Origin of the sequence: Methylobacterium sp. 190mf, from assembly GCF_900107945.1 — a bacterium.
Taxonomy (GTDB): domain Bacteria; phylum Pseudomonadota; class Alphaproteobacteria; order Rhizobiales; family Beijerinckiaceae; genus Methylobacterium.
The window spans coordinates 226,886-242,271 of sequence record NZ_FNVI01000002.1; the positions used below are offsets into that span (position 1 = coordinate 226,886).

At 70.0% G+C, this 15,386-nt stretch carries 9 protein-coding genes; 6 read left to right on the plus strand and 3 right to left on the minus strand.

Annotated features, from left to right (window positions below):
* Positions 1 to 108: 108 nt before the first annotated feature.
* From galE to C4T42_RS03625, 3 genes are all read left to right on the plus strand, one after another.
* Positions 109 to 1,101 (plus strand): UDP-glucose 4-epimerase GalE, encoded by a 993-nt coding sequence (gene galE / locus C4T42_RS03615; RefSeq protein WP_020091419.1) that lies wholly within the window; start codon positions 109 to 111, stop codon positions 1,099 to 1,101.
* Between the two features lie 4 nt (positions 1,102 to 1,105).
* On the plus strand, positions 1,106 to 2,293 hold the full coding sequence (locus C4T42_RS03620) for a lytic murein transglycosylase (RefSeq protein WP_103984718.1): 1,188 nt from the start codon (positions 1,106 to 1,108) through the stop codon (positions 2,291 to 2,293).
* Positions 2,294 to 2,380: 87 nt separating this feature from the next.
* Complete coding sequence (locus tag C4T42_RS03625) at positions 2,381 to 3,817, plus strand: SGNH family hydrolase (RefSeq protein ID WP_026604665.1); 1,437 nt, start codon at positions 2,381 to 2,383, stop codon at positions 3,815 to 3,817.
* Positions 3,818 to 3,852: 35 nt separating this feature from the next.
* Here C4T42_RS03625 and C4T42_RS03630 read toward each other — a convergent pair whose 3' ends face one another.
* Both C4T42_RS03630 and gltB read right to left on the minus strand, forming a co-directional pair.
* Positions 3,853 to 5,286 (minus strand): glutamate synthase subunit beta, encoded by a 1,434-nt coding sequence (locus C4T42_RS03630; protein ID WP_020091416.1) that lies wholly within the window; start codon positions 5,284 to 5,286, stop codon positions 3,853 to 3,855.
* A gap of 102 nt (positions 5,287 to 5,388) precedes the next feature.
* Complete coding sequence (gene gltB / locus C4T42_RS03635) at positions 5,389 to 10,104, minus strand: glutamate synthase large subunit (RefSeq protein ID WP_103984719.1); 4,716 nt, start codon at positions 10,102 to 10,104, stop codon at positions 5,389 to 5,391.
* Positions 10,105 to 10,653: 549 nt separating this feature from the next.
* Here gltB and C4T42_RS03640 point away from each other — a divergent pair.
* A complete protein-coding gene (locus tag C4T42_RS03640; protein WP_244435389.1) occupies positions 10,654 to 11,514 on the plus strand; it encodes a hypothetical protein in 861 nt (286 codons plus the stop codon).
* Positions 11,515 to 11,537: 23 nt separating this feature from the next.
* On the opposite strand, the gene fdhD is transcribed toward C4T42_RS03640, so the two are convergent.
* Positions 11,538 to 12,320: a formate dehydrogenase accessory sulfurtransferase FdhD gene (gene fdhD, locus C4T42_RS03645; RefSeq protein ID WP_234083048.1), complete on the minus strand. Its 783-nt coding sequence runs from the start codon at positions 12,318 to 12,320 to the stop codon at positions 11,538 to 11,540.
* A gap of 361 nt (positions 12,321 to 12,681) precedes the next feature.
* Here fdhD and coxB point away from each other — a divergent pair, with 361 nt between their 5' ends.
* Complete coding sequence (gene coxB, locus C4T42_RS03650; RefSeq protein WP_056522032.1) at positions 12,682 to 13,521, plus strand: cytochrome c oxidase subunit II; 840 nt, start codon at positions 12,682 to 12,684, stop codon at positions 13,519 to 13,521.
* A 50-nt stretch (positions 13,522 to 13,571) separates the two neighbouring features.
* Positions 13,572 to 15,200: a cytochrome c oxidase subunit I gene (gene ctaD, locus C4T42_RS03655; RefSeq protein ID WP_020091411.1), complete on the plus strand. Its 1,629-nt coding sequence runs from the start codon at positions 13,572 to 13,574 to the stop codon at positions 15,198 to 15,200.
* Positions 15,201 to 15,386 lie beyond the last annotated feature (186 nt).

A 15,386-nucleotide genomic window follows, 5' to 3' on the forward strand; every position in this document is an offset into this window, starting at 1 on the left:
AACGCGAGCCGTCGCAAGCATGTACATCGTTAGTATGAGGCGGCGGGGCGTAAATTTCCCGTCTGCAAAGGCGTAAGCAGTTGCCGGGATGGCGGCAGTGAGGGCGAGATGGCGGTTCTGGTGACGGGGGGTGCCGGCTACATCGGCAGCCACATGGTGCTGGCGCTCCTCGACGCCGGCCATGAGGAGGTCGTCGTCCTCGACGATCTCTCCACCGGCTTCGACTGGGCGGTCCCAGAGGGTGTGAAGCTCGTCGTCGGCGACGTGGCCGACCAGGCCCTCGTGACACAGACCATCCTGCAGCACCGCATCGATGCCCTGGCCCACTTCGCCGCCAAGATCGTCGTGCCCGAATCCGTAGCCGACCCCCTGGGCTACTACCTCGCCAACACGGTGAAGACCCGCGCGCTGATCGAGGCGTCGGTGCGTGCCGGCGTCAAGAATGTCATCTTCTCCTCGACCGCGGCCGTCTACGGTGAGCCCGAGGCCTCGCCGGTTCCCGAGGACCTGCCGCTGAAGCCGATCAATCCCTACGGCCGCTCGAAGCTGATGAGCGAGTGGATGATCGCCGACGCCGCCGCGGCGCACGGCTTCTCCTACGTGGTCCTGCGCTACTTCAACGTCGCCGGCGCGGATCCGGAGGGACGGTCCGGCCAGTCGACGCCCAACGCCACGCACCTGATCAAGGTGGCCACGCAGGCAGCGCTCGGCCAGCGCGCCCGGCTCGACGTCTTCGGGACCGACTACCCGACCCCGGACGGGTCGTGCCTGCGCGACTACATCCAGGTCTCGGACCTCGCGGAGGCGCATCGCCTCGCCCTCGACCATCTGCGCTCCGGTGGCGAGAGCCTGACGCTGAACTGCGGCTACGGGCGCGGTTATTCGGTCCTCGAGGTCGTCGAGGTCGTGAAGCGGATCTCGGGCCGCGACTTCGAAGTGCGGCTGTGCCCGCGCCGGCCCGGCGATCCGGCCCAAATCGTCGCCGAGGCGGCGCGCATCCGCGATCGCCTGGGCTGGCAGCCCCGGCACGACGACCTCGACGCCATCGTCGGCCAAGCCCTCGCCTGGGAAGAACGCCTGGAGAAGCGCAATCGGATCTGACCGGATGCATTCCCGTCGATGGATCCTGGCCGCGGCGGCGTGCCTCGCGACCGGCCCGGCCCGCGCCGAGGACGCCTTCCGGGCGTTCGTCGAGGCCCTGCGTCCGGACGCGGCGGCGCGGGGCGTCTCCGCCGCGACCTTCGACGCGGCGTTCCGCGGGATCACAGGACCTGATCCCGGTATCCTGGCGCGAACCCGCCGCCAGAGCGAGTTCAGCCGGCCTGTCTGGGAGTACCTCGTCGGCGCGGTCTCGGCCGGCCGCATCGCGCGCGGTCGCGACCGCGCCGCCACCCTCGCGTCGACCCTGACGGCGATCGAGGCCCGCTACGGCGTTCCGGGTCCGGTGGTGATGGCGTTCTGGGGCGTCGAGTCGGATTTCGGAGCGAGTGCGGGCAGCGTCCCGACCGTCCGGGCGCTGGCGACGCTCGCCGAGGCGCGGCACCGCGGCAGCCTGTTCCGCGACGAGCTCCTCGCCGCCCTCACGATCCTGCAGCGCGGCGACATCGCGCCCGACCGGATGAGCGGCAGCTGGGCTGGCGCGATGGGTCAGGTGCAATTCCTGCCCTCCACCTACCTGGCCCACGCGGTCGACTTCGACGGCGACGGCCGGCGCGACATCTGGACCAGCGCGGCGGATTCGCTGGCCTCGATCGCCGCCTATCTCAAGGATCTCGGCTGGAATCCGACCTTTTCCTGGGGCTACGAGGTGCGCCTGCCGAAGGAGTTCGACCTGAGCCGCTACGCGGGCGATCTCGCGAGCTTCGCCGAGCGCGGCGTTCGCCGCACCGACGGGCAGCCGCTGCCGGGGGCCGGGCGCGCCAGCCTGTTCCTGCCCGGAGGCCTCGGCGGGCCGGTCTTCCTGATCACCGATAATTTCGAGGTGGTCCGGGGCTACAACACATCGGATTCCTACGCGCTGGCAGTGGGTCACCTTGCCGACCGCCTCGCCGGCGGTCCGCCGCTGGCCGCGCCGTGGCCCGCCGGAGCCCGCCTCGACGGGCCGGGCCTCCGCGCCCTGCAGACCGGCCTCGCGGCTTCCGGCTTCTCCGACGGGCCGACGGATGGACGCGCGGGCCCGAAGCTGCGCGAGGCGGTGCGGCGCTATCAGATCAGCGTCGGATTGCCGGCCGACGGGTACGCGACGCCGGCCCTGCTCGCCCGCGTGGCCGGGAAGGCAGCGCCGCGACGCTGAGCCCGGCGAGAGGTTTAGACCCGCGCGCGGCTTCCACCTATAGTGGCCGCGGTCCGAACGGGCCCGGTTCGGCGTAAAGCGTACGGGATGCGCATGGTCCTCGCTCGTCGGCGTCCTTCGGAACGCCCCCTCATCCTCGGGCTCTCGGTCCTGTTGGGGCTCGCGGAGGTGTCGACCTTCGGGGGCGGTCCGGCCTGCGCGCAGTGGGGCGACAGCTACCAGCAGCAGCAGGGCGGCACCTATTACCAGGCGCCGCCGCGCCGGCGGCCGCGGGACGCCTATTACCGCGACGACGGGACGTCCGGGCGCCAGCCCCGCTACGCACCGCAGCAGGAGGCGCCGCGCCAGTTCTACTGGCCCTGGGAGGACAGGCCGCAGCCGGTGGCGCCGCAGCCGGAGCGCACCTACCGGGCCCCGCGCCAGCGAACCAATCCCTACGCGACCGGAGAGGCGCAGCGTCCGCCTCCCGCGGTGAAGCGGCGGGTCCGTCCGGCCCGGGCGCCGACACCGCCGAAGCCCGCGGTCGCCAAGACCGAGCCGAACGTCCAGATCGCCGTCTTTGGCGATTCCCTCGCCGACCATCTCGCCAAGGGCCTCGACGACGTGTTCGAGGACAATGCCGACGTCGCCGTGATCGACCGCGCGAAGGGCGACAGCGGTCTGGTGCGCAAGGACGTGGTCGACTGGCCGAAGGTCGCGCAGGACTACCTCCAGAGCAACGCGAAGGTGCGCTACGCCCTGGTGATGTTGGGCGCCAACGATCGGCAGCCGATCCGCGAGGGCGACGAGACGGCCGATCCCCTCACGGACCGCTGGCGCGCCCTCTACCGCGCCCGGGTGGAGGCGCTGGCGAAAGTCTTCACCGACCGCAAGATCCCGCTGATCTGGGTCGGGCTGCCGCCGGTCCAGAGCGAGTCCCTGAGCCGGGACCTCGCTTCCCTGAACGACATCGTCCGGGACACCGTTACCAAGGCCGGCGGGACCTACGTCGATATCTGGCCGGGCTTCGTCGACGACCGGGACCGGTACGCCGCGTCGGGCCCGGATCCGGAAGGCCAGATCGCCAAGCTCCGTACCGCGGACGGTGTCCATTTCACCAAGGCGGGCGATCGGAAGCTGGCCCACTTCGCCGATGTCGAGCTGAAGCGGCTGATGGGCGCGGTGCCGGGCACGGCCGAGCCGTCGCCGACCGCGACCGTGGCGCCGACCGCACCGCCCGCGACACCCGGGCCGAGCCTCGACGGTACCGCGCCGGCCACCGATACCGCAGCGATCGATCGTCAGATCACCGCGATGCTGCCGAGCCTGCCGGAGCCGCCCGGCGTGCCGGCGCTCCCGGTGAAGCCCGCGGCCGGCCCCGTGGTACCGTTGAGCCGGAGCGAGGTGTCGCCCGGCGGCGCGCTGCTGAATGGGCGTCCGCGCGATCCGGACAATTCCGGGACCGTGGAGCGGACGCTGCTGCGCGGCAACGCGCCGATGCCGCAGCCCGGCCGAGCCGACGATTTCCGCTGGCCGCCGGGCTGAGCCGGGCGGGCCCTTCGCGCGCGCTCAGCAGGCCGTCAGCGCGGCAGGACGCTCGCGCCCATCAGCATCTCGTCGATGGCGCGCGCCGCCTGACGGCCCTCGCGGATCGCCCAGACCACCAGGGACTGGCCGCGCCGCATGTCGCCGGCGGCCCAGATCTTCGCGTCCGACGTGCGGTAGTCGTCCTCGTTCGCCTCGACATTGCCACGCTTGTCGACGCCGACCCCGGACTGCTCCAGCAGACCCTTCTGGACCGAGCCCGCGAAGCCGATCGCCATGAAGACGAGGTCGGCCGGCAGCACGAACTCGGTGCCGGCGATCGGCTGGCGCTTGGCATCGACGCGGGCGCAGACCACGCCGGTGAGCTGGCCCTTCTTGTTCCCCTCGAGCCGCAGGGTCGCGGCCTGGAACTCGCGCTCCGCGCCCTCCGCCTGGCTGGACGAGGTCCGCATCTTGGTCGGCCAGTAGGGCCACACGGTGAGCTTGTCCTCCCGCTCCGGCGGGCGCGGGCGGATGTCGAGCTGCGTCACCGACAGGGCCCCCTGGCGGAACGCGGTGCCGACGCAGTCGGAGGCGGTGTCGCCGCCGCCGATGACCACCACGTTCTTGCCGGCGGCCAGGATCGGCTGCTCGCCGTTGCCGCGCATCGGCTCGGCGCTCACGCGCCGGTTCGACTGGACGAGGTAGGGCATCGCGTAGTGGACGCCCTCGAGGTCCTGGCCGGGAAGCTGCGGGTTGCGCGGATCCTCGGCGCCACCGCAGAACATCACGGCGTCGAACTCGGCCTTGAGCTCGTCGACCGACTTCGTCACACCGATGTTCTGGTTGTAGTGGAAGACGACGCCCTCGGCCTCCATCTGGCGCACGCGCCGGTCGATGTGGCGCTTCTCCATCTTGAAGTCCGGGATGCCGTAGCGGAGAAGGCCACCCGCCTTCGGCTCGCGCTCGAACACGTGGACGTCGTGCCCGACGCGGGCGAGCTGCTGCGCCGCCGCCATACCGGCCGGTCCGGAGCCCACGATCGCGACGCGCTTGCCGGTGCGGGTCTGCGCCGGCTCGGGCTTCACCCAGCCCATGTTCCAGGCGCGGTCGGCGATCGCCTGCTCGATCGTCTTGATGGCGACCGGCTGGTTCTCGAGGTTGAGCGTGCACGCCTCCTCGCAGGGCGCGGGGCAGACGCGGCCGGTAAACTCCGGGAAGTTGTTCGTGGAGTGGAGGTTGCGGGACGCCTCCTCCCAATCCGACTGGAAGACGAGGTCGTTCCAGTCCGGGATCTGGTTGTGGACCGGGCAGCCCGTCGGCCCGTGGCAGAACGGGATGCCGCAATCCATGCAGCGCGCGGCCTGTTTCGTCAGGTCGTGCTCGTCGAGCGGGAGCGTGAACTCGCGGAAGTGCCGGACCCGGTCGGCGGCGAGCTGGTACTTCTGCTCCTGCCGGTCGAACTCGAGGAAGCCTGTGATCTTGCCCATTGGTCAGCCCCTGGGCCGGCCAGTCTCTGACTGCGCTGCCCGCGTCGTCGTCTCGTGTGGGTGCGTGACCGGGCGGGAGCCCGCCCGGTCTCAGGAAGTCGCCTACTCGGCGGCCACCGGCATCCGCGCCATCTCCATCTCGCGAAGCGCCCGGCGGTACTCCACCGGCATCACCTTCACGAACTTGGTGCGGTAACCGCTCCAGTCGTCGAGGATCGCCTTGGCGCGGGGGCTGCCCGTGTACTTGAGATGGTTGGTGATGAGCTGCGTCAGCCGCTCCTCGTCGTGCCCGGACATGTCGGCCAGGATGTCGACCCGCCCCTTGGTCTCCAGGTCGCCGTCCTGATGGAAGCGACGCATCAGGTCGTCCTCCTCCTCGACCGGCTCCAGGTCGACCATCGACAGGTTGCAGCGCGCCGAGAAGGAGCCGTCCTCATCGAGCACGTAGGCGATGCCGCCCGACATGCCGGCCGCGAAGTTGCGCCCGGTCTCGCCGATCGACACGACCACGCCGCCGGTCATGTACTCGCAGCCATGGTCGCCCATGCCCTCGACCACCGTGATCGCGCCGGAGTTCCTGACCGCGAAGCGCTCGCCCGCGGAGCCGCGGATGTAGCACTCGCCCGCGATCGCCCCGTACAGCACGGTGTTGCCGACCATGATCGTCCGGTCCTGCGGCGACTTCAGCGCGTCGCTCGGCCGGATGATCAGCTTGCCGCCCGACAGGCCCTTGCCGACGTAGTCGTTGCCGTGGCCAGTCAGCTCGACGGTCACGCCGGCCGCCACCCAGGCGCCGAAGCTCTGGCCCGCCGTGCCGGCGAGCTTCACCACGATCGTGTCGTCGGGCAGGCCCTCGTGGCCGTGCGCCTTGGCGACCATGCCGGAGAGCATCGCGCCCGCGGCCCGGTCCGAGTTCCGGATGGTGTCGGTGATGACCACCGGCTCCCCGGTCTCGATCGCGTGCTGCGCCTTCTCGATGAGGCGCCGGTCGAGGACCGTGTCGATCGGGTGGTGCTGCACCTCCACGTGGCGGATCGCCGTGCCCTCGGCCACCTTCGGCCGGTGGAACAGCTTGGTGAAGTCGAGCCCGCGCGCCTTCCAATGGGCGATGGCCTCGACCTTGTCGAGCACGTCGGAGCGGCCGACCGCCTCCTCCAGCTTCGTGAAGCCGAGCGAGGCGAGGATCTCCCGCACCTCCTCGGCCACGAAGAAGAAGTAGTTCACCACGTGCTCGGGCGTGCCCTTGAAGCGCTTGCGCAGCACCGGATCCTGGGTGGCGACCCCCACCGGGCAGGTGTTCAGGTGGCACTTGCGCATCATGATGCAGCCGGCGGCGATCAGCGGGGCCGTCGAGAAGCCCATCTGGTCGGCGCCGAGGAGCGCCGCGATGATCACGTCGCGCCCCGTCCGGATGCCGCCGTCGGCCTGCAGGGCGACGCGCCCGCGCAGGTTGTTGAGCACCAGCGTCTGCTGGGTCTCGGCCAGCCCGGTCTCCCAGGGTCCGCCCGCGTGCTTGAGCGAGGTCAGCGGCGCCGCACCCGTGCCGCCGTCGAAGCCCGAGATCGTGATGTGGTCGGCGCGCGCCTTGGCGACACCGGCCGCGACCGTGCCGACGCCGACCTCGGAGACGAGCTTCACCGACACGTCCGCCGACGGGTTCACGTTCTTCAGGTCGAAGATCAGCTGGGCCAGATCCTCGATCGAGTAGATGTCGTGGTGCGGCGGCGGCGAGATCAGGCCCACGCCCGGGGTGGCGTAGCGGACCTTGGCGATCTTGGCGTCGACCTTGTGGCCGGGCAACTGGCCGCCCTCGCCGGGCTTGGCGCCCTGCGCGACCTTGATCTGCATCATGTCGGAATTGACGAGGTACTCCGTCGTGACGCCGAAGCGCCCGGAGGCGACCTGCTTGATCGCGGACCGGCGCGAGCGCCCGTCCGGCAGCGGCTTGAACCGCTCGACCTCCTCGCCGCCCTCGCCCGAGTTCGAGCGGCCGCCGAACGAGTTCAGCGCGATGGCGAGCGTCTCGTGCGCCTCCTTGGAGATGGAGCCGTACGACATGGCGCCCGTGGCGAAGCGCTTGACGATCTCGGAGGCCGGCTCGACCGAGTCCAGCGGGACCGGCGCGCGACCGAGCTCGGCGGCGGACTTGATGCGGAACAGGCCGCGGAGCGTCTTAAGCTGGTGCTCCTGGCGGTTCACCAGCTCGGCGTATTCGCGGTAGCGCTCCGGCACGTTGAGGCGCACCGCGTGCTGCAGCGTCGCCACCGTGTCGGGCGTCCAGGTGTGGGTCTCGCCGCGCAGGCGGTAGGCGTACTCGCCGCCGACATCCAGGGCGTTCCGGTAGACCGGCGCGTCGCCGAAGGCGTCGCGGTGTCGGCGCGCGGTCTCCTCGGCGATCTCCGCCATGCCGACGCCCTCGATGGTCGTCGCCGTGCCGAAGAAGTCGCGGCCGACGAAGGTCGAGTTCAGGCCGACCGCGTCGAAGATCTGCGCGCCGCAATAGGACTGGTAGGTGGAGATGCCCATCTTGGACATCACCTTCAGCAGGCCCTTATCGATCGCCTTGATGTAGCGGTAGATGATCTCGTCGTCGGTGAGGTCCGGCGGGAACTCGTCCTTCATGTCGAGCAGCGTCTCGAAGGCGAGGTACGGGTTCACCGCTTCGGCGCCGTAGCCGGCGAGACAGGCGAAGTGGTGCACCTCGCGCGGCTCGCCCGACTCGACCACGAGGCCGACCGAGGTCCGGAGCCCCTTGCGGATCAGGTAATTGTGCACGGACGCCGTGGCCAGCAGCGCCGGGATCGGGATCCGATCCGGCCCGACCGCCCGGTCGGTGAGCACGATGATGTTGTAGCCGCCGCGCACCGCCGCCTCGGCGCGGTCGCAGAGGCGGTCGAGCGCCCCGTCCATGGCCGCCGCGCCGGTCTCGGCCGGGTAGGTCATGTCGAGGGTCTTGGTGTCGAACCGATCCTCGAAATGGCCGATCGAGCGGATCTTCTCCAGATCGGCGTTGGTGAGGATCGGCTGGCGGACCTCCAGGCGCTTGCGCCGGGACGCACCCTCCATGTCGAGCAGGTTCGGCCGCGGCCCGATGAACGAGACGAGGCTCATCACGGCCTCCTCGCGGATCGGGTCGATCGGTGGGTTCGTGACCTGCGCGAAGTTCTGCTTGAAGTAGGTGTAGAGGAGCTTCGACTTCTCGGAGAGGGCCGAGAGCGGCGTGTCCGTGCCCATGGAGCCGACCGCCTCCTGGCCGGTGACGGCCATGGGCTGCATCAGCAGCTTGAGATCCTCCTGCGTGTAGCCGAAGGCCTGCTGGCGATCGAGCAGGCTCACGTCGCCGCGGGACTCGCGCGGCTGAACCGGTCGCAGGTCCTCCAGGACGATCTGGGTGTTCTTCACCCACTCGGCGTAGGGATGCGCGGCGGCGAGCTCGCCCTTGATCTCCTCGTCGGAGACGATGCGGCCCTTCTGCAGGTCGATCAGCAGCATGCGGCCCGGCTGCAGGCGCCAGGACTGGACGATCTTCTCGTCCGGGATCGGCAGGGTGCCCATCTCGGAGGCGAGCACCACGAGGCCGTCGTCGGTGACGATGTAGCGCGCCGGGCGCAGGCCGTTGCGGTCGAGGGTGGCGCCGATCTGGCGGCCGTCGGTGAAGGCCACGGCGGCGGGACCGTCCCACGGCTCCATCAGGGCGGCGTGGTACTCGTAGAAGGCGCGCCGCTCCTCGCTCATGAGCGGGTTGCCGGCCCAGGCCTCCGGGATGAGCATCATCATCGCGTGGGCCAGCGGGTAGCCGCCCTGCACGAGGAACTCGAGGGCGTTGTCGAAGCAGGCCGTGTCGGATTGGCCCTCGTAGGAGATCGGCCACAGCTTCGAGATGTCGTTGCCGAACAGGTCGGAATCGACGCTCGCCTGGCGGGCCGCCATCCAGTTGACGTTGCCGCGCAGCGTGTTGATCTCGCCGTTATGCGCGACCATCCGGTAGGGGTGCGAGAGCCGCCAAGTCGGGAAGGTGTTGGTGGCGAAGCGCTGGTGGACGAGGGCGATCGCCGAGACGAAGCGGTCGTCCTTCAGGTCCAGGAAGTAGCCGCCGAGCTGCGTGACCAGCACCATGCCCTTGTAGACGATGGTCCGGGTCGAAACGGAGACCGGGTAGAACTCCTTCACCCGCGGGTCGTCGAGGCCGTAGACCTTGTTGGAGATCACCTTGCGGGCGACGTAGACCCGGCGCTCGAACGCGTCCTGGTCGGTGACCGAGGCGGGCCGGCCGATGAAGACCTGACGGTGGTGCGGCTCGGTCGCCTTCACGGCGTCGCCGAGATCCTCCGGATCCACCGGCACGTCGCGCCAGCCGAGGAGCGGCAGGCCCTCGGCGGCCAGGGACGATTCGACGATCTCCTGGATGATCGCCCGCGGCTCCTCCGCCTTCGGCGTGAAGAACTGTCCGATGGCGTACGAGCCCGCCGGCGGCAGCTCGAAGCCGAGGCGCGAGCACTCCTCGGCGAAGAAGCCGTGCGGGATCTGCGTGAGGATGCCGCAGCCGTCGCCCATCTTGGGATCGGCGCCCACCGCGCCGCGATGATCGAGGTTCTCCAGGATCTTCAGACCCTGCTCGACGATCGCGTGGGTCCGGCGGTCGTGCATGTCGGCGATGAAGCCGACGCCGCAGGCGTCGCGCTCGTGGGCCGGATCGTAGGAACCCTGGGCTTTCGGGAGGGCGGGGTCGCGCACGATGAGCGGCATCGCGCCGCCGCGCGGGGCGGCAGCCTGGGCCGTGGACGCAGCAAACTCTTCGGCGGGTCTGCGTTGTGACATGCTTCGTCTCGTCCTTCCCTCGAACCCGTCCGCAGCCAAGAACCCGCGAGCATGTTTCATGCCCGCAAGCCGTCGGCGCCACGCGCCCGGCCTCTTGCCGCAGGCCATCCGGCCGGTCCGGGAGGACACGTCCGTCGGCCTGCGTTCATCGAGGACCCGGACCGCTCGGAGAGCGGTGCGCTGGCGCGCCCGTGTCCGTCTGCCGAAACTTCTCGCCCGCGCGCGAGACGGCGACGGCCGGGATGCACGGCCGATGGGACAGTTGTGCTGTCCTAAGTCGCGAAACTGCCAGATTGAAATGTTTTCAGCAAGAGACTGCAGGCCGCGACGGTGTCGCCGCTCTGGATGATGGGCCGGGATCCGCTCCGCGCCTCCGCAATCTCGCCCGAATCGCGGGATCTACGGGTCGTGCCGAGCACAAGCGGCATGCGGGGCAACGACCTCGCCGGCATGGTCGAGGTCCGGGTCTACCGGCCCGGACCATGCCGGAACCGGACACGAACCGGACACTCTGCCGGGTCTCCAAACCCAGAACGCACAAGAGTGACGATGACGAGCAGAGCCGCTGCGCGCTTCCCACGCCCGATGAGCCGGACGCTTCGCGCCGCGTGCCTGTCGGCGCTCGCTCTCTTGGGCGCATCGGGCGGCGCGCGCGCGCAATTCGCCTTCGAGGAGGAGGTCCTTCCGCCTCGCGTCGTCGCTTGGCGCCTCGCAGATCGCGGGTTCAGCGGCCTGAGCCGCCCGCGCTTCGACGGGCGGGTCTACGTGGTCGACGCCGTCGGTCCCGCCGGCGCGCCCGTCCGGCTGTTCGTCGATCCCATGACGGGCGGGATCGTGGGCCGCCGGCCGATCGGTGCGCCCGAGACCGTCGCTCGGCTGGAGCGACCCGCACCGGGCTTCGGCTGGACCGAGGACGAGGTCGTGCCCCGCCGCGCGATGCGTCCGGTCCCGCCCGAGGACGGTCCGATGGCTCGACCCCAGCGCCGGCCGGGCACCGAGGCCCTGCGGCCCGAGGCCAATCCCGAAGGCGTGAATCCCGACAGCGTCGGCCGGACCGCTCCGCCCAACGCTCCGCCAAAGCGGGTCGCGCGCGGAGCGCTCGCCCGGACGCCGGAGCTGAAGCCGCCGCCCCGCACGTCTCCCGAGGCACCGGCCCCCAAGCTCCCGCCGGCCGATACGGCCAAGGCGGATCCGAACGCCGGTCCCGCGCCCGAGACCAAGGCGGCGGCGATCGAGAAGGCCCCGGCCCCGGTTCCCGCTGCGCGACCCGCCGCGCCGTCGAAGCCGGCCGACGCCGCCGTGGCCGAGACGGCCAAGCCGGCCGCGAAGGATTGGAAGGATCCGCCCACGGACAAGAAGCCGGTTCGGGTGATCGGCGGCGCGACCATCGTCCCCGGCCAGGCCGAGTAAATTCGGCGGACGGAACCGGCGCGTCACGCGCCGTCCGTCAGCCGCTCGGCTCCCGTGAACACCGTCACGGTGTCGGCCCGCGCGATGGCGCAGAGCGTCATGCCGTAGGACCGGGCTCGGTCGAGGGCCAGCGACGTCGGCGCCGAGATGGCGACGATCACGGCCGCGCCGAGCCGCGCGGCCTTCTCGACCATCTCGTACGAGCAGCGGCTGGTGATGACCAGGAAACCCGAGTCCGCGGGCGTCCCGGTCCGCATCAGGGTGCCGATCAGCTTGTCCAGAGCGTTGTGGCGGCCGACATCCTCGCGCACAGCCGCGAGGCCGCCGTCGAGGCGCGCCCAGGCCGCGGCGTGGACCGCGCGCGTCTCCGCGCCGAGGCGCTGGGCGCTGTCGAGATTCGACAGGGCGCGGGCGATGGCGGGCAGCCCGACCCGGACCTCGGAGTCCGCCCGCTTACCGGCCTGCGGCAGTTGCGCCAAGTCCTCGATGCCGCAGACCCCGCAGCCGGTGCGGCCGCTGATGGCGCGCTTGCGCGCCAGATGCTCGCGGAGCCGGCCCGGCGCGAGATCGACGTGAAGGCGCAGGCCGTCCGGCGCCGTCTCGACGCGGGTCGCGCGGATCTCCTCCGCGCTGTCGACGATGCCCTCCGTCAGGCTGAAGCCGTAGGCGAAATCCTCGAGGTCGGCGGGCGTCGCCATCATCACGGCGTGCGGCACGCTGCCGTAGACGAGGTTGACCGGCGCCTCGACGGCCAGCGCCCGCGTGTCCGGCCTCGGCGCCGAGCCCGTATAGGTCATCACCTGCATCGGCGCCGGCACTGCGCAGGGCAGAGGACCGGAGGTGGGGCTGCCGGTTTGGGTGGACATCTCGAACTCCGCAGGCGTGGCACGAACGCGTCGCGACGCTTCATCCCCGGCGCGACGTGACAGGGAACGATTTCGCCGGCCCCTAGTGCGCCGACGCCACGAGGCGCCGTCAACTGGCGGGAAAGCGCGCGATGCGACGCTTGTGCGGTTGCACGTGGCCGGCCCTTGTGGTCTGAAGCGCCGGTCGGATAATGCCGGGTGACACAACCGGTACTCCGTCACGTCGGTACAATCCCGCACGCGTTCAAGACGGGGAGGTCCGGCGGCAGCCAGACAGTTTCAGGGGAGCCACGAGAGGCAGATGCGGACGGTGCGGACGATCAACCGGTCACTCTGGAGCCTCGCCGCTCTCGGCGCCCTGCTCTTCCCGATATCCGGCGCGCAGGCCGCGGGCTTCGGTCAGCCCGTGCCGTGGGAGATGGACCGGCAGATCCCGGTCACCGAGAACGCGCGCGACATCCTGAACTTCGAGATCGGCCTGCACTGGCTGTCCCTCGCCATCTCGGTGTTCGTCCTCGGGCTCATCCTGTGGTGCGTCTACCGCTTCGGCGAGAAGCGGAACCCGACGCCGTCGCGCACCACGCACAACACCGCCATCGAGGTCGCCTGGACGATCGTGCCGGTGCTGATCCTGGTCGCCGTGGCGATCCCGTCCTTCCGCCTGCTGCGCACGCAGCTCTCGGACCCGAAGGCCGACATGATCGTCAAGGTCGTCGGCCACGCCTGGTACTGGTCCTACGAGTACCCGCAGACCGAGGCCGGCGGCGGCTTCACGTTCGATGCCAACATCGACGAGGACAAGCAGCCGCGCCTGCTCCAGACCGACAACGAGATGGTCGTTCCGGTCAACAAGATCGTGAAGATCCAGGTCACCGCCGCCGACGTGCTGCATTCCTGGGCGATGCCGGCCTTCGGCTTCAAGATCGACGCCGTCCCCGGCCGCCTGAACCAGATGTGGTTCAAGGCCGACAAGGAGGGCACCTTCCACGGCCAGTGCTCCGAGCTGTGCGGCCAGCGCCACGCCTACATGCCCATCGTGGTCCGCGTGGTCAGCGAGCAGGCCTACGCCGACTGGCTGAAGGAGGCGAAGACCAAGTACGCCCGCATCGACAACGGCACGAGCTTCGCCGAGGCCCGCTGAGCCCCGGCTGATCGAACAGACCCCATCAGATCCACAAGGCATTCGAATCCATGGCTACAGCCGCAGCCCATGCCGGGGCCCATGAGGTCCACGACCACAAGCCGTCGTTCTTCGCCCGCTGGTTCCTGTCGACGAACCACAAGGACATCGGCACCCTCTACCTGCTGTTCGCCTTCTGCGCCGGAATCATCGGCGCGTTCCTCTCCTTCGGCATCCGGATGGAGATGGAGGCGCCCGGCCTGCAGTATTTCTCGAACCCCGCGACCTACAACGTGTTCGTCACGGGCCACGGGCTCATCATGGTGTTCTTCATGGTGATGCCGGCGCTGATCGGCGGCTTCGGCAACTGGTTCGTGCCCCTCATGATCGGCGCGCCCGACATGGCATTCCCGCGCATGAACAACATCTCGTTCTGGCTGACGGTGGCGGGCTTCTGCTCCCTGCTCTGCTCGCTGTTCGTCGAGGGCGCGCCCGGCGCGTCCGGCGCCGGCACCGGCTGGACCGTCTACCCGCCGCTCTCCACCGCCGGCCATCCCGGCCCGGCCGTCGACTTCGCGATCTTCGCGCTCCACCTGTCGGGCGCGGGCTCCATCCTCGGCGCGATCAACTTCATCACCACGATCCTGAACATGCGCGCCCCGGGCATGACGCTGCACAAGATGCCGCTCTTCGCCTGGGCCGAGCTGGTGACCGCGTTCCTGCTGCTGCTCTCGCTGCCGGTGCTCGCGGGCGCCATCACGATGCTGCTGACCGACCGCAACTTCGGCACGACCTTCTTCGACCCGGCCGGCGGCGGTGACCCGATCCTGTACCAGCACCTGTTCTGGTTCTTCGGTCACCCCGAAGTGTACATCATGATCCTGCCGGCCTTCGGCATCGTGTCGCACATCATCGCCACGTTCTCGCGCAAGCCGGTCTTCGGCTACCTCGCGATGGCCTACGCCATGGTGGCGATCGGCGTCGTCGGCTTCGTCGTGTGGGCGCACCACATGTACACGGTCGGCCTGTCGCTGCAGACGCAGTCCTACTTCGTGTTCGCCACGATGGTGATCGCGGTCCCGACCGGCGTGAAGATCTTCTCGTGGATCGCCACCATGTGGGGCGGCTCCATCCGCTTCACCGCCGCCATGCACTGGGCGGTGGGCTTCATCTTCCTGTTCACGGTCGGCGGCGTCACCGGCGTCGTGCTGGCCAACTCGGCGGTCGATAAGTACCTGCACGACACCTACTACGTGGTCGCGCACTTCCACTACGTGCTGTCCCTCGGGGCCGTGTTCATCATCTTCGCCGGTGTCTACTACTGGTTCCCGAAGATGACCGGTCACATCATCCCCGAGTGGGCCGGCAAGCTGCACTTCTGGCTGGCCTTCATCGGCGCGAACGTCCTGTTCTTCCCGATGCACTTCCTGGGCCTCGCCGGCATGCCGCGCCGCTACGCCGACTACCCGGACGCATTCGCCCAGTGGCACAAGGTGTCGACCTACGGCGGCCACATCTTCGCGCTCGGCATGTTCGTGTTCGTGATCGGCGTGATCCTCGCCTTCCGCTCGAAGGAGCGGGCCGCGGACAACCCGTGGGGCGAAGGCGCCACCACCCTCGAGTGGACGCTCTCCTCCCCGCCCCCGTTCCACCAGTTCGAGACGCTGCCCCGCATCGTCGACGAGCCCGGCGCGCACTGATAGAGATCCCGCGAGGGCCGCGTCCGCGGCCCTCGCCCTTCCCCGGAGGCCGGTCGGCCGACCTCCCGGCAAGGGCGAGCGATGAGGGCGACCCGCACGGGCCGAGGGAGAAGTCCCGGGCCCCGCTCACGCCGATCCTTGGAACACGTCGATTTCGAGACACGACTCGGCCGTGACGCGCGCGGC

Coding starts and splice junctions, on each gene's coding strand:
- ctaD (WP_020091411.1), top strand. CDS start 13,572: ATGGCTACAGCCGCAGCCCATGCCGGGGCCCATGAGGTCCACGACCAC.
- C4T42_RS03620 (WP_103984718.1), top strand. CDS start 1,106: ATGCATTCCCGTCGATGGATCCTGGCCGCGGCGGCGTGCCTCGCGACC.
- C4T42_RS03625 (WP_026604665.1), top strand. CDS start 2,381: ATGCGCATGGTCCTCGCTCGTCGGCGTCCTTCGGAACGCCCCCTCATC.
- coxB (WP_056522032.1), top strand. CDS start 12,682: ATGCGGACGGTGCGGACGATCAACCGGTCACTCTGGAGCCTCGCCGCT.
- fdhD (WP_234083048.1), bottom strand. CDS start 12,320: ATGCAGGTGATGACCTATACGGGCTCGGCGCCGAGGCCGGACACGCGG.
- C4T42_RS03630 (WP_020091416.1), bottom strand. CDS start 5,286: ATGGGCAAGATCACAGGCTTCCTCGAGTTCGACCGGCAGGAGCAGAAG.
- gltB (WP_103984719.1), bottom strand. CDS start 10,104: ATGTCACAACGCAGACCCGCCGAAGAGTTTGCTGCGTCCACGGCCCAG.
- galE (WP_020091419.1), top strand. CDS start 109: ATGGCGGTTCTGGTGACGGGGGGTGCCGGCTACATCGGCAGCCACATG.
- C4T42_RS03640 (WP_244435389.1), top strand. CDS start 10,654: ATGACGAGCAGAGCCGCTGCGCGCTTCCCACGCCCGATGAGCCGGACG.